This is a genomic window from Amycolatopsis sp. NBC_00345 (assembly GCF_036116635.1).
Lineage (GTDB): Bacteria > Actinomycetota > Actinomycetes > Mycobacteriales > Pseudonocardiaceae > Amycolatopsis.
In genome coordinates this window covers 1,665,831-1,679,909 of record NZ_CP107995.1, presented here as the reverse complement: position 1 = coordinate 1,679,909, position 14,079 = coordinate 1,665,831, and the positions used below count along the sequence as shown (strand labels likewise).

Here is a 14,079-nt window from a genome sequence, read left to right as displayed (position 1 = left end):
GACGGCTCACCACCGGCCAAACCGTCACAGCAGATCCAGCTCACGCGCCCGTGCCACCGCTTCGGTGCGGTTACGGGCCTGCAACCGCCCGAAGATCTGGTTGAGGTGCCACTTCGTGGTGCCCACCGTGATGAAGAGTTTGTCCGCCACCTGCTGGTTCGACATCCCGGTGGCGATCAGCCCGAGGATCCGCCGCTGGGTTTCGGTGAGCGTCTCGACCACACCGACGCCCTCGACGGTCCGCAGCCCGGATCCGCGGGCGGACGGCGCCGGTGTCCCGCGCGAGCGCGAAAGCAGATCGGCGACGAAGGCGGGCGCGGTCGCCCGGACGTCCTTCAGCAGCGGCACGAGCGGGGCGCCCTCGTCGAGGAAGGTCCGGCGGTAGCCGTCCGGCGCGGCGAGTTCCACGGCGCGCGCGACCAGGTCCCGCGCGGGCAGGCCCAGCGCGTGCCGCGCCAGCGCGGTGACGGCGAGGATGGCCACGAGACTGCCGTCCCGGCCTTCCTCACGGGCCCGGTCCTCGATCGGGCCGAGGACGTCCAGGGCGCGGTCCGGGGTGCCGCGGGCGATCAGCAACCGGGCGCGGGTCAGCTGTTCGTAGTCCGAAGAGGACGGTTGGTCGCCGGTGATCTCTTCAAGCGCCTGCCCGGCCGCGGCCGGGTGGCCGGACCGCAGGTGCAGCTCCGCGATCGTCGCCACCACGAGCCGGGCGCGGCGGTAGTCCTCGGCGGCGTCCGCCTGGCGGCGCGCGGCCAGCAGGGCCTCGAACCCCTCGTCGGGCCGGCCGGACGCGTGGTGCAGCCGGGCCAGCGTCCGGAGGCCGAGCAGGGTGTACGACGTGGTGCCGAGCTGTTCGCACCGGGCGATCCCGTCGACCAGGTGGGTGCGGGCCTCGTCCAGCTCGTCGCGTTCGTAGAGCAGCGTGCCGAGCGGCACCTCGGCGAGGCCCGCCATCGGCGCGTCCGCGTGCCCGCGCAAGGCGTCCCGGCAGAGCACCACGGCCTCGCGCAGCCGGCCCTGCACGTACAGCAGCGGCGCGAGGTACCCGGTGGCTTCCAGTGCGCTCAATGGGTTTCCGCTGCGCTCCCCCAGCCGCACGGCCTCGCGCAGCACCTCGATCCCGCCGCGCCGGTCGCCGGTCAGCCGGCGCGCTTGGCCGAGCACGCCCATCGCGGCGGCGCGGAAGAACGACGTGCTGTCGCCGAGCAGGTCCAGCGCGGCGGTCGCGAGCCCGGCCGCGTCGGCCGGACGGCCGTGGGTCAGCGCGAGGTAGGCCTGGAACGTCCGCAGCATCGCCCGGTCCACGGCCGGGGCGTCCGGGCCCATGCCCGCGTCCGCGATCGCCGCATACGCCTCGGCCTCGTCGGCGCGCCCGGCGAGGTAGAGCAGCCAGCCCTTGAACCCGGCCAGGTCGGCGTGCGCCCGCACCTGCTCCTCGGGCAGCCGGTTCAGCCAGGACAGCAGGGTGGCCAGCTCGCCGCGGCGGACCTGGACCTCGGCGTGCTCGCGCACGGTCACGACGGCGAGGTCGAGTTCGCCCCCGGGCACGGCGTGCCGGATCGTCTCGGCGGGCATTCCGTGCGCGGCGAACCACCGGGCGGCCCGGCCGTGGCACTCCCGCGCCACCGCCGGATCCAGTTCGCCACGCAGGTAGTCGGCGAACAGGCCGTGGTAGCGGTGCCACTCCCCCGCCTCGTCGAGCGGGGTGAGGAACAGGTTGGCGCGTTCGAGGTCGCGGATCACGCGGTCGCTGTCGGACCGCCCGGTGACCGCGTCACACAAGGACGGCGTCAGCGTCTCGAGGACGCTCGTGCGAAGCAGGAAGTCGCGGACGTCCGCAGGCTGGCCGGCCAGCACCTCCTCGGCGAGGTAGTCGAGGACGTACCGGTTGCCCGGCCGGAACCGCACCGACGGCGCCGCGGCGGCCCCGTCACGCAGGCCGATGCCGAGCATCTGCAACGCCGCGGCCCAGCCCTCGGCCCGCCGGTTCAGCTCGTCGGCCGTGCCCGCGTCGACCGCGCGCCCGGTGACCGCGGCGAGCAGTCCCGCCGCCTCCTCCGGGGAGAACCGCAGCTGCGCCGCGCCGATCTCGGCCAGCAGGCCGCGGCCGCGCCACCGCGCCACCGGGAGGTCGGGCTCGGTGCGGCCGAGTAGCACCAGGTGCAGCCGCGGCGGGCAGTGCTCGACGAGGAACGTCAGCGCGTCCAGGATCTCCTGCTCGGCGAGCAGGTGGACGTCGTCGAGCACGAGCACACACTCCTCGTCGACCAGCTCGTTGACCAGCTCGGTCATCACCGCCGGCGTCGACGCGGTGCCGGAGTCGAGCAGCGTCCGTCCGGTGCCCAGCGCGGTGACGAGGTAGTCGAGGAAGCGGCCGGGGACGTCGTCGTCCTCGTCGAGGGTGAGCCACGAGGTCCGCGCCGGAACCTCCCGCAGCCAGGTGCTGACGAGCGTGGTCTTGCCGAACCCGGCGGGCGCGACGACCAGCATGACCGGGTGCGCCGCGGCGGCGTCGAGCAGGCGCAGCAGCCGGGCCCGCGGCACCGCGGCCGGCCGGGCCGGGGGGATCAGCAGCTTCGTCGCCACCACCTGCATAACCTCGAACCCTAACCTTGGATAGGGCCGCCGACCAGCGCGTGAACCTACCGTCATCCACATGGACACCACGGACTTCTACGCACTGGCCGACGACCTGCCGGAGCCGGACCTCGAACTGCTGGCGCGGCTGCGCGAGTTCCTCGACGCCGAGGTCGCGCCGGTCGCGAACTGGCACTGGGCCCGGGAGCGCTTCCCCCACCACCTGCTCGGACCGCTGGGCAAGCTCGACGTCGGCGGGCTGTCCTACACCGGCTACGGCCTGCCCGGCCGGACCAGCCTGCTGGACGGCTTCGTCACCTTGGAGCTGGCTCGCACCGACCCGTCGTTCGCGACGTTCTTCGGCGTGCACACCGGCCTCGCCATGGGGTCGATCTACCTGTGCGGCTCCGAGGAGCAGAAGCAGCGGTGGCTGCCGCCGATGCACCGCTTCGAGAAGATCGGCGCGTTCGGGCTGACCGAGCCGGACGTCGGTTCCGCCGCCTCTCGCGGCCTCAAGACCACGGCCCGCCGCGAGCGCGACGAATGGGTCCTCAACGGCGAAAAGAAGTGGATCGGCAACGCGACCTTCGCCGACGTCGTGGTGATCTGGGCCAAGGACGTCGAGGACGGCCAGGTCAAGGGCTTCCTCGTAGAGAAGGGCACGCCTGGTTTCACCCCGACCAAGATCGAGGGCAAGATCGCGCTGCGGACCGTGCAGAACGCCCACATCCGGCTCGACGACTGCCGGGTCCCCGAAGCGAGCCGCCTCCAGCACGCCAACACGTTCGCCGACACCGCCGCCGTGCTGCGGATGACCCGGACGTCGGTGGCGTGGCAGGCCGTCGGCTGCTCCATCGGCGCCTACCAGCGCGCGCTGGCCTACGCGAAGCAGCGGGAGCAGTTCGGCCGTCCGATCGGCGGATTCCAGCTCGTGCAGGACCTGCTGGTGAAGATGCTCGGCAACATCACCGCCTCGCTCTGCCTGGTCGCGCAGCTGTCCCGGCTGCAGGACGCCGAGAAGATGACCGAGGAACAGGCATCGCTGGCGAAAGCCTTCTGCACCACCAAGATGCGCGAGACCGTCGGCATGGCCCGTGAGCTCATGGGCGGCAACGGGATCCTGCTGGAGTACGACGTCGGCCGGTTCGTCGCCGACGCCGAAGCCATCCACTCCTACGAGGGCACGCGCGAGATGAACACCCTCATCGTCGGCCGGGCGATCACCGGCCTGTCCGCCTTCGTGTGAACCGTCTACCGGCAAGGAGAAGCCATGTCCACCCCTGAGATCGCCGCCGACGCCATCGGCGGGCCCAACCCGATCGTCGGGTTCCGCCGCAAGGACCTGCTCGACTCGCTGCGCACGGTGGCCGGCGAGGCGGTCAAGAACCCCCGGAACACCGCGGCGAGCCTGCGCCACCTGGCCAGGACCGCGGTCGCCGCCGCCCGCGGTCGCGGCGAGCTGGTGCCCGGCGCCCGTGACCGCCGCTTCACCGACTCCGCCTGGACGCAGAACTTCCTCTACCGCCGGCTGCTCGGCGTCTACCTCGCCGCGGACGCCGAACTCGACGCCTGGCTCGGCGGCTCCGAACTGTCCGATGTGGACCGCGAGCGGGCGAGGTTCGTGCTGTCGCTGGCGCTCGACGCGCTCGCGCCGAGCAACCTGCCGCTGAACCCGGCCGCGGTGAAGCAGTTCATCACCACCGGCGGTGAGAGCGCCGTCGAGGGCGCGCGTCACTTCGCCGGCGACGTCCGCCACAACGGCGGCTTCCCGAGCCAGGTCGACACCGAGAAGTTCACCGTCGGCGGGAACCTCGCCACCACCGAGGGTTCCGTGGTGTTCCGCAACGAGGTGCTGGAGCTCATCCAGTACGCCCCGCGCACCGAGCAGGTGCACGAGCGGCCGCTGCTGATCGCGCCGCCGCAGATCAACAAGTTCTACGTCTTCGACCTGTCGCCGGAGAAGAGCCTGGTGCGCTACGCCCTCGACCACGGCTTCGGAGTGTTCATGGTCAGCTGGCGCAACCCGACCGCCGAACAGCGCGACTGGGAGCTGGCCACCTACCTCACCGCGGTGGAGGAGGCCATCGACGCGGTGTGCGCGATCACCGGCAGCCCGGACGTCAACCTGGCCGGCGCCTGCTCCGGCGGCATCACGTCGGTTTCGCTGGCCGCTTACTTCGCCGCGCGGGGCAAGCCGGTGATCAACGCGCTGACGCTGTTCGTGAGCGTGTTCGACATGGCCGAGGACAAGACCCTGCTGGGCGTCTTCGCCAGCGAGGAGACCCTCGCCGCGGCCAAGCGGCACTCGCACGTGCAAGGCGTGCTGGACGGCCGTGAGCTGGCCCGGGTGTTCAACCTGTTGCGCCCCAACGACCTCATCTGGACCTACTGGGTGAACAACTACCTGCTCGGCCGGCGCCCGCCCGCGTTCGACATCCTGTACTGGAACAACGACACCACCCGGCTGCCCGCCGCGTTCCACGGCCAGCTGATCGACATCTACCGCGACAACGCGCTGGCCCACCCGGGCTCGGTCGTCGTCGACGGGACCCCGCTGGACCTCGGGAAGGTCACCGCGGACGCGTTCGTGATGGCTGGCACCACCGACCACATCACGCCGTGGGAGGCCTGCCACCGCTCGTCGCGGCGGCTCGGCGGGAACGTCGAGTTCGTGCTCAGCGGCTCCGGCCACATCCAGAGCATCCTCAACCCGCCCGGCAACCCGAAGGCGGGCTACTACCGCAACCCTTCGAGCGTGGACTCCGCGCAGGAATGGAAGGCCGGGGCGGAGAAGGTGGCCGGGAGCTGGTGGCCGCGCTGGATGGAGTGGCTGGGCGAGCGCTCCGGCGGGCAGGTCGCCGCACCGTCCACTGTGGGCAGTGCGGAGCACCCGGCGCTCGAAGCGGCGCCCGGCAGTTACGTCCGCGCATGACTACCGCGATCCGGGCGAACGGGATCAGCCTCCATATCGACCACCGTCCCGGCGAGGGCACGCCGTTGCTGCTGTGCAACGGCATCGGCGCCAACCTCGAACTGCTCCAGCCGCTGGTCGACCGGCTGAGTGACCAGCCGGGCCGTCGGGTCCCGGTGATCCGGTTCGACATGCCGGGCACCGGCGGCTCCCCCGTCACCCGGCTGCCCCGGCGGATGCCGCAGCTGGCCCGGATGCTCGCCGACCTGGTCACCGAGCTGGGCTACGACGAGGTCGACGTGCTCGGCATCTCCTGGGGCGGCGCGCTGGCGCAGGAGTTCGCCCACCGCTACCCGCGCCGGTGCCGCCGGGTCGTGCTCTGCGCGACCAGCATGGGCATGGTGATGGTCCCGGCCAAGCCGTCGGTGCTGCTCACGCTGGCCAGCCCGCTGCGGTACTTCGGCCCTGGCCGCATGCGCGAGACCGCCGCCCGGCTCTACGGCGGCGGGTTCGGCGACGACCCCGGGCTCGCCGCGCACTTCGCCGCGTCCACCCGGGCGCCGGACCCGCTGGGCTACTACTGGCAGATCCTCGCCGGGGCCGGCTGGACCAGCGCCTGGTACCTGCACTGGCTGCGCCAGCCCGTGCTGCTGGTGGCCGGGGACGACGACCCGATCGTCCCCGCCGCCAACGCGCGGCTGATGGCCCGTCTGCTGCGCCACGGCACCGTCCACATCGTCCCCGGCGGCGGCCACCTGGCGCTGCTCACCCACGCGTCCGAACTCGTCCCGCTCATCCACCGCTTCCTGTCCTGAAGGAGACACTCCGATGCTGAACCTCGCCATGATGCTCGAAGAGAGCGCCGCCACCCGGCCGGGCCGCGACGCGCTGGTCGCCGGGGACACCCGGCTCACCTACCAGGAGGTCGACGCGGCGGCCAACCAGGTCGCGAACCTGCTGCGCGCCAACGGGATCGGCCACGGTGACAAGGTCGCGCTCGCGTCGGTCAACATCCCGGCGTTCCCGATCGTCTACTACGGCATCCTCAAGGCCGGCGCCGCGGTCGTGCCGTTCAACGTGCTGCTCAAGGCCCGCGAGATCGCCTACCACCTCGGCGATTCCGGCGCGAAGGCGTTCTTCTGCTTCGCCGGCGGCCCCGGCCTCCCGCTCGGCGAGGAGGGCCGCGCCGGGTTCGACGCGACGCCGGCGTGCGAACACTTCTTCCTGATCAACGAGTCCTTTATGGACACCCTGGCCGGGCAGCCGCCGACGTTCGAGACGGTCGTGACCGAGCCGTCGGACACCGCCGTCGTCCTCTACACCAGCGGCACGACCGGCACCCCGAAGGGCGCCGAGCTGACCCACGCCAACATGGTGCTCAACGCGCTGACCTGCCAGCGGGTCTTCGGCACGGTCGAGCACGACGTGCACCTGGTGACGCTGCCGCTGTTCCACTCCTTCGGCCAGAGCGTGCAGCTCAACGCCGGGTTCGGGTCCGGCGCGACGATGGTCCTGCTGCCGCGGTTCGAGCCGAAGGCCGCGCTGGAGCTGATGCAGCGCGAGCACGTGACGTTCTTCGCCGGGGTCCCGACGATGTACTGGGGCCTGGCCGGCGCGGACCCGGCGGCGTTCGACCTCGAGGCCATCGCGGGCTCGCTCCGGATCGCCGTCTCCGGCGGCGCCGCCCTGCCGGTGGAGATCCTCGAACAGGTGCGCAAGATCTACGGCGTGCCGATCCGCGAGGGCTACGGCCTCTCCGAGACCAGCCCGGTCGCCACCTTCAACCACCCCGGCCGGGTGGCCAAGCCGGGCTCGATCGGCCAGCCGGTCTGGGGCGTCAGCCTCCGCCTCGTCGGCAAGGACGGCGAAGAGGTCCCCGACGGCGAAGCCGGCGAAATCGCGATCCGCGGCCACAACGTGATGAAGGGCTACCTCGGCCGCCCCGCCGCCACCGCCGAGGCAATCCGCGACGGCTGGTTCCACGCCGGCGACATCGCCACCCGCGACACCGACGGCTACTACTTCATCGTCGACCGCGCGAAGGACATGATCGTCCGCGGCGGCTTCAACGTCTACCCGCGTGAACTGGAGGAAGTGATCATGACCCACCCGGCGGTCAGCCTGGTCGCCGTGCTCGGCGTCCCGCACCCGAGCCACGGCGAGGAAGTCAAGGCGTTTGTCATCCGTCATCCTGGGGCCGAACTGGCCGAGGCGGAGCTGGTCGCGTGGTGCAAGGAGAACATGGCCGGGTACAAGTACCCGCGCCTGGTGGAGTTCCGCGAGGAGTTCCCGATGACGTCGACTGGCAAGGTGCTCAAGCGGGATCTGCGCTGATTGTTCGGATCTTGTTGTTCTGCGCCCGGCGATCGATACAGAACAACCTCGATGCGCTACACAGGGTCCCAGCGCACTACGCAACGTCATCGCCTCACCACGTCGGCGGAGGCGTCAACCGAAAGAGGGGGACGGACCTGTGGTGAAGTACGGCGGGAAGAAGAAGTCGCTCGCACTGGCACTCGCCACCATGGGCGCATTGAGCGTCGTCACGTTGGCCACGGCACCGACCGCGAACGCCGAGGGTTGCTACTACGGGGGCATACCGTACACAGGCCTGGTGCACCCGACCGTGGCGAATATGGGGGTCCGCTCCGGACCTCGGCTCAGCGGCGTCAAAATCTGCGACCACATGAGTCACAAATACAGCTACCGGCTCTACTGCGTGACGTCCGGCGAGGGCGGAGATTGGTACGTGGTCCTGGGAGACAACGAAGTAGGGGGATATGTTCCCAAAAACAATCTGACCATCGTCCAGGACGGGCCACCGGTGCCCTGCTGAAACACGACTCACTCGGTGCGTCGACGGCGAACACGTGACGCCGGCAATTGCCTGAGCCTGCTCAGGCTCACGGCGCGACGTTCATCAGCTCGGCCAGCGTTTCAGCGTCCAAGATCACCGAAGAGGTGTGGTCCCACGCGATGCGCCAGCCCGCGGCCGAGTGTCGCCAGGTCAGTGAGCTGGTGGCGCGCAAGCCTGTCTCCGTGCCGTCGGTGGACACGAGCCGTGCGACGAAGACCAGTCGCGTGACGGCGAGGTCACCGGAGACCAGCGCGTGCGGACCGTCGGCGAGCCGGTGCTCGGCGGTCACCAGGCCACCGAAGACCGGCTCCCACAGCGACCGGTATTCCTCGGCGCTGTGCGCCACGCGGTGCTCCGGGTCGGCGTCGTCGTACAGCCGGAGGTCTTCGGCTTCCCAGTTGCAGAACTCGCCCTGGACCGCCCGGAAGTCGAACGGCGGATCACCCGGCTCGCGGTCCCAGCCACACAACCAGCGCAGGTGCGCCGCCACCACGGTTTCCGTCATCAGTTGCTCTGCTCGTTTCACCCTGGTGATGATCGGCGAAGGACGGCCGCGCAACCAGGCCGCGCTCTTCCTGGTTGTGACGCACCCACCCTGACCAAAGTGAACCGGGCCGATGCCCATCGGAAGATGTGCCGGGCGCGCCCCACGATCCAGGCTGTCAGCCATGAGCCGAACGAACTCGCAACCGCTCCTCCGGCGGTGGCGGGCCCCCGCGCCGGTCAACCGGAACGCCTGGTTCCCGGGCCGGTTCGTCGGGGGCGGCGCGCTCGTGGCCGGTCCCCTGGTGTGGTGGACGGGGCTGCTGTTGCGGTACCTGGGGCTGCATTCGGGGGCCTTCTCCGCCGAGCAGCTGGCGGCGTTCTCCCGGCAACCGTTCGCCGCACCGTCGCAGCTGGCGGCGTACCTGGCGAACCCCGCGCTGGTCACGGCGGGGTACGCGTGCTTCGCGGCAGGGGCGCTGTTGTTGTGCCCGGCCTTCGTCACCCTCGCCCGTTTCGTCGCGGCGCGGGCGCCGATACTCGCCTGCTGGGGTGGCACGCTCGTCATCCTGGGCCTGTTCGCGCGGCTCTACGACGCCGGCGTCGATCAGGCCGCTTTCCAGCTGGCCGCGTCGCAGGGACTCGGCCGGGCCACCGACTTCGTGCTGGGCGACTACGCGAGCATTTCCTACGGCCCGTGGCGCGTCGGCGTCGTGGCGTCGGCCTGCCAATATCCCGGGATGCTGCTGCTGGCGATCGGCGCGTTCCGGTCGGGCACGTTCGGCACCGGCCGCTGCCTGATCCTGCTGTGGGCGGGCACGCTGTGGGGCGGCGTCCTCAAGGCGGCCAACCTCCCGGACCTCTTCGAGTACGGCGCCCTGTGCCTGGTCCTCGTGCCGTGGGGTGTCCAGGTGTTACGGGACCGCGTCGCCGAGCCCGGCCTGGACAGCAACGTCAGAGCTTTGCGGATCCTGAGCTGGTGAAACGCCGAGGTCCAGGCTCGGGGAATGGCGTCAAGATCACGCGGTCCGCCCGGGATCGGGTGCGGCTGCGGCGGTCCGGGATCGTGCTGGCCTCGGTGCGGGGCCGGTCCGCGGGCGATGTTCGCGGCGATGTTCGCGGCGATGTTCGCGGCGATGTTCGCGGCGATGTTCGCGGCGATGTTCGCGGCGACCGAAGGCTACGTGTGGGAGGTGATCCACGCGTTCAACACCTCTGGGTTCGCGGCGTTGTCCCCAAAATGGAGGGGCGGCCGACCGGCTAAATTCGGGCCGGCCGCCCGTGATCAGATCTGCCGCATCGCGGCCTGCAAACCCGCCGATCTAGGGTTGCCGTTCACGACCTGGAGCCTGGCCAAACTGGTCGGCTACCTCGCCGAGCACGCATGGATCAAGGCGAGTGCCGAGACCGTCTGGCAGGTCCTGCGTAAGGAGGGCGTGTCCTGGCAGGCGACGAAGACCTGGAAAGCCAGCAAGGACCCGGACTTCGTGGCCAAGAAGACCCGCATCCTCGATCTCTACGACCATCCGCCCGTCGACGGAAGAGTGATCTGTGTCGACGAGTTCGGGCCGCTGAACCTGCAACCCCGCCCTGGCCGCGGCTGGCTCCCCCGCGGCCGACCGGCCCGGCCGCGCGCAACCTACACCCGCGCTAACGGGGTGCGGCACATGTTCGCCGCGCTCGACCTCGCCACCGGGCAGATGTTCTACCGGTTCCGTGACCGCAAGCGCTGGCCGCAGTTTCTCGACTTCTCCCAAGCAATTCCGCCGTCGCTTCCCGGCTGGGAAGCTCTACCCGATCTGTGATAACTAGGGACCACACGGCAAAGCCGAGGTCAGGACTTGGTGCGTGGCCAACGGCATCGAGCTGGTTTACACACCCACCACTTCGTCGTGGTTGAGCTGGATCGAGTGCGAGTTCACCGCAGCCCGCTACTGCACCCTCGACGGCAGCGACTACCCCAGCCACACTGCCCAGGAAGCTGCCATCGCCGGCTACCCCTCGCTGGCGCAACCGCTACTGCCACCCGAAACGCCACTTCGCAGTCAGCTCCAAGATCCGCCGCCCGGATTACCTACCCAACGTTGCTTGATGCGGCACTAGAATTCCGGCACAGCTGGTTGAATTGCGGACACCCCAGCCGGACCACCTGTCGCAGCAAATGCAGCTTCGCCCACTTTACCGGGGTGGTGCATGTATTCGCCGGTGCGAAAATCGAGTCCAGGCGTTGGGTGCAGTGAACGGCGAAGCTGGCATGAGTCCGCGGTAGCCACTCGGAGACCGCGTCAAGAGCAGGAACGGAAACAGCGGGCCGGCGTAGGGCTGGTCTTTGACCTCGCAGCAACTGCCGTTGCAGCCGATGCTGGGGCAAGTCACGACTGAACTACAGAGCAGCACACCGTTCCAGGGATTCGCGACCCACATAATGCGGCTGAGCTCGCAGTCGTCCTAGTCCCGCGACACGCACGAGATTCCCGGGGAGAGTATGTGCTCAAAGCTCGCCCGCATGCCGAATGGTCACACAGCTGTCCTGAGCCGCTCGCCGTGGCGGTCAGGACGATGGACAACCTCGGGGCGACGCGACCAAGTGCCGATGCAAAGCTTCTCACATTGCGTGGTTGATGCTCACCCACCGTAATCATCCCGAACTTCGGCCTGGCACGCGCAAGCCAGGGCGGATCGGTGCACTGCAGGAGCCAGGCTGGGCGAGCTTGGGTTTTGGTGCTGTACGTCGTGACCTCGGGCGTTGACATGGTGCGCCTGGATGGTCACGCTGGGAACGTGAGCTGTGGGGAGGAAGCTCAGTGGCGGTGACCGAGAACAAGCAGCTTCGAGCTGCCCGGGAACGCTCGGAATCGTTGCTGCACCTCGGCGAGTGTCTGTCGCGGCGGGAGCTGGCGGACCTGGTCAACGCGCATCTCTGGAAGCGCGGTGGGCAACATGCCGCGCTGGATGACAACTACATCGCGAAGCTTGAACGCGGCACGATCCGCTGGCCGAATGCCCGATATCGCGAAGCGTTCCGTGCCGTGCTGGACGTCAATACCGACTCGGAATTGGGCTTCATCAACTCTCGCCGGCAGGCTGTCCCTCTCAACAGCAGCGATCCGGCCCATGACGAACATGCTTCCTCAGGTGATCGGCAAGGCGCGGACCAGGCGTCGTTGAGACCGGACGTGATGGTGCCGCGGCAGCTTCCGCCGCCGCCGCTGCAGTTCACGGCCCGCGCAGACGAGATGCGAGCCCTCTCTGCCGCGTGTGACGACGCCCAGGTGCTAAGAGACTCCGTGATGGTCATCTCGGCAGTCGCAGGCGCCGGTGGTGTGGGAAAAACCTCGCTTGCGTTACACTGGGCCCACCGTTGGCTGGACCGCTTTCCGGATGGCCAACTTTATGTCGATCTCCGCGGATTCGACCCCGTCAATCCTCCGTTGCCCACTGCCGCCGCGATCCGCGGATTCCTGGACGCGTTGGGTGTGGCACCGTCAGCCACTCCGGTAAGCCTGCCTGCACAGATCTCGTTGTACCGCACCCTGGTCAGCGGAAAACGCATGCTGATCATCCTCGACAACGCCAGGGACACTGCCGCAGTCGAGCCCCTGCTTCCCGGAAGCACGGTCAACACGGTGATCGTCACCAGCCGAAACTACCTGCCAGGGATCGTCGCCCGCGGCGCGCACACGATACGGCTGCCCACGTTCACCCCTGCTGAAGCACATGAGTTGCTCGCCAAGCATCTCGGCACCGACCGAATCCATGCCGAGCCCGAAGCGAGCAGTGTATTGATCCGAACTTGTGCTGGGCTGCCCCTTGCTATCAGCATCATCGCCGCCCGGGCCAGATTGAACCCGACTTTCCCGCTGGCGTTGCTAGCGGACGAACTCACGGACGAAACCAGCAGACTCGACGGGCTCGATGCCGGTGAGGTGCCTGTTCGCCTGTCCTCGGTGTTCTCCGCCTCGTATTACGCGCTCGATGACGACGCTGCGGCCCTGTTCCGGCATCTTGGTCTGGTTCCGGGCACAGACATCGGAACCGCAGCCGTCGCCAGCCTGGTCGGCCTGCCCGCTCACCTAATCCGTAGGCAGCTCCGCACGGTCGAGAGCGCGCACCTAGTTGAGCAGCACCGTCCAGGCCGGTTCCGGATGCATGACCTCGTGAGCCTCTACGCCCGCGATCGCGCACGCACCGATCTGCCGGCGGAGTCGCAAGACCAGGCGATCCGCAGGCTTGCAGACTTCTACCTGCACACGGCGTTCAAGGCGGAGCATCTCCTCGACGCCCGCCGACCCTCGATCGATCTCCCGCCTGCGAACCCCGGATGCCACACCACTGCGCCCCGGAACCGCGCCGCGGCCGAACGATGGTTCACCGAGGAACACGCCAACCTCCTCGCCGCCCAGCAACTCGCGATCCGACACAGCTGGCACGACAAGGTCTGGCGGATCGCGTGGACGTTGAACACGTACCACATGCGCCACGATCGCCGAGACGACAACCTCCGCATCTGGCAGGCCGCGATCGACGCCGTCGCACACATCCCCGAGGTCTCCGACCAGGCGGATGTGCACCGTCTCTACGGCTGGGCGCACATTATGGTCGGAGACCACGACCAAGGGATGAAACACCTCGACCGCGCCCTCAGATTGTTCCAGGACGCCGATGATGTGGCCGGCCAAGCCCGCGCCCACGAGGCACTCGCAGCTGCCTGGGAGCAACAAGGTGACCACCAGCGCGCCTTACCGCCGGCACTACATGCGCTGAACCTGTACCAGAACCTCGACCAGCCGGCCCGGACCGCGAACGCTCTCAACACGGTGGGGTGGCATTACGCCCGTCTCGGCGAACTCGACCAGGCCACCACCTACTGCACCGCTGCGCTCGACCTCTACCGCTGTCACAGCTATCTCGACGCCGAGGCCTACGCCCTGCATACTCTCGGCTACATCGACCACCATTCCGGACGACACCACAGCGCGGTTCGCCACTACCGACGCGCCGTGAACCTGTTACGTGGAGAGCGCGACCCCAAGCAGGAGGCTGTCGTGCTCGCCGACCTCGCCGAGGTCTACGCATCTGGCGGAAAACATCGCCGAGCCCGGCAACTCTGGCTCGAGGCCCTCGTGCTCTGCCGACAACAGCATCGAAAATCCGACATCGAACGGATCGAACGCCGCCTCGACGAGCTCAACTGACTCGTACGGACCATCTGTCAATGGGCGAGATGATGGTGATCGGTCTGCCACTGAGC

The 14,079-nt window shown here is 69.1% G+C and carries 10 protein-coding genes; 8 read left to right on the top strand and 2 right to left on the bottom strand.

What is annotated here, in order from left to right; translation table 11 throughout:
• Positions 1-24 precede the first annotated feature (24 nt).
• Positions 25-2,595 (bottom strand): LuxR C-terminal-related transcriptional regulator, encoded by a 2,571-nt coding sequence (locus OG943_RS07640; RefSeq protein WP_328608985.1) that lies wholly within the window; start codon positions 2,593-2,595, stop codon positions 25-27.
• A 61-nt stretch (positions 2,596-2,656) separates the two neighbouring features.
• Here OG943_RS07640 and OG943_RS07635 point away from each other — a divergent pair, with 61 nt between their 5' ends.
• From OG943_RS07635 to OG943_RS07615, 5 genes are all read left to right on the top strand, one after another.
• On the top strand, positions 2,657-3,823 hold the full coding sequence (locus tag OG943_RS07635) for an acyl-CoA dehydrogenase family protein (RefSeq protein ID WP_328608984.1): 1,167 nt from the start codon (positions 2,657-2,659) through the stop codon (positions 3,821-3,823).
• A gap of 24 nt (positions 3,824-3,847) precedes the next feature.
• Positions 3,848-5,509 carry an alpha/beta fold hydrolase gene (locus tag OG943_RS07630; protein ID WP_328608983.1) on the top strand — a complete coding sequence of 554 codons (1,662 nt, stop codon included), beginning with the start codon at positions 3,848-3,850 and terminating at the stop codon, positions 5,507-5,509.
• Entirely contained in the window at positions 5,506-6,303 is a 798-nt protein-coding gene (phaZ, locus tag OG943_RS07625; protein WP_328608982.1) for a poly(3-hydroxyalkanoate) depolymerase, read from the top strand. Before OG943_RS07630 ends, phaZ begins: the two co-directional genes overlap by 4 nt.
• 13 nt (positions 6,304-6,316) lie before the next feature.
• On the top strand, positions 6,317-7,822 hold the full coding sequence (locus tag OG943_RS07620; RefSeq protein ID WP_328608981.1) for a long-chain-fatty-acid--CoA ligase: 1,506 nt from the start codon (positions 6,317-6,319) through the stop codon (positions 7,820-7,822).
• Positions 7,823-7,964: 142 nt separating this feature from the next.
• Positions 7,965-8,324, top strand: a complete 360-nt coding sequence (locus tag OG943_RS07615) for a hypothetical protein (RefSeq protein ID WP_328608980.1) — start codon at positions 7,965-7,967, stop codon at positions 8,322-8,324.
• A 67-nt stretch (positions 8,325-8,391) separates the two neighbouring features.
• Here OG943_RS07615 and OG943_RS07610 read toward each other — a convergent pair whose 3' ends face one another.
• Complete coding sequence (locus OG943_RS07610) at positions 8,392-8,850, bottom strand: YybH family protein (protein ID WP_328608979.1); 459 nt, start codon at positions 8,848-8,850, stop codon at positions 8,392-8,394.
• 163 nt (positions 8,851-9,013) lie between these two features.
• Between OG943_RS07610 and OG943_RS07605 the strand changes: the two genes are divergently transcribed.
• The 3 genes from OG943_RS07605 to OG943_RS07595 all read left to right on the top strand — a co-directional run bounded on the left by OG943_RS07605 (position 9,014) and on the right by OG943_RS07595 (position 14,023).
• A complete protein-coding gene (locus tag OG943_RS07605; RefSeq protein WP_328608978.1) occupies positions 9,014-9,811 on the top strand; it encodes a hypothetical protein in 798 nt (265 codons plus the stop codon).
• A gap of 117 nt (positions 9,812-9,928) precedes the next feature.
• Entirely contained in the window at positions 9,929-10,633 is a 705-nt protein-coding gene (locus OG943_RS07600) for an IS630 family transposase (RefSeq protein WP_328608977.1), read from the top strand.
• A gap of 1,005 nt (positions 10,634-11,638) precedes the next feature.
• Entirely contained in the window at positions 11,639-14,023 is a 2,385-nt protein-coding gene (locus tag OG943_RS07595) for an ATP-binding protein (protein ID WP_328608976.1), read from the top strand.
• Positions 14,024-14,079 lie beyond the last annotated feature (56 nt).

What these genes read in the sequence shown, in the direction of transcription:
- OG943_RS07640 (WP_328608985.1), bottom strand. Translation starts at nt 2,595, where the DNA reads ATGCAGGTGGTGGCGACGAAGCTGCTGATCCCCCCGGCCCGGCCGGCC.
- OG943_RS07635 (WP_328608984.1), top strand. Translation starts at nt 2,657, where the DNA reads ATGGACACCACGGACTTCTACGCACTGGCCGACGACCTGCCGGAGCCG.
- OG943_RS07630 (WP_328608983.1), top strand. Translation starts at nt 3,848, where the DNA reads ATGTCCACCCCTGAGATCGCCGCCGACGCCATCGGCGGGCCCAACCCG.
- phaZ (WP_328608982.1), top strand. Translation starts at nt 5,506, where the DNA reads ATGACTACCGCGATCCGGGCGAACGGGATCAGCCTCCATATCGACCAC.
- OG943_RS07620 (WP_328608981.1), top strand. Translation starts at nt 6,317, where the DNA reads ATGCTGAACCTCGCCATGATGCTCGAAGAGAGCGCCGCCACCCGGCCG.
- OG943_RS07610 (WP_328608979.1), bottom strand. Translation starts at nt 8,850, where the DNA reads ATGACGGAAACCGTGGTGGCGGCGCACCTGCGCTGGTTGTGTGGCTGG.
- OG943_RS07605 (WP_328608978.1), top strand. Translation starts at nt 9,014, where the DNA reads ATGAGCCGAACGAACTCGCAACCGCTCCTCCGGCGGTGGCGGGCCCCC.
- OG943_RS07600 (WP_328608977.1), top strand. Translation starts at nt 9,929, where the DNA reads ATGTTCGCGGCGATGTTCGCGGCGATGTTCGCGGCGATGTTCGCGGCG.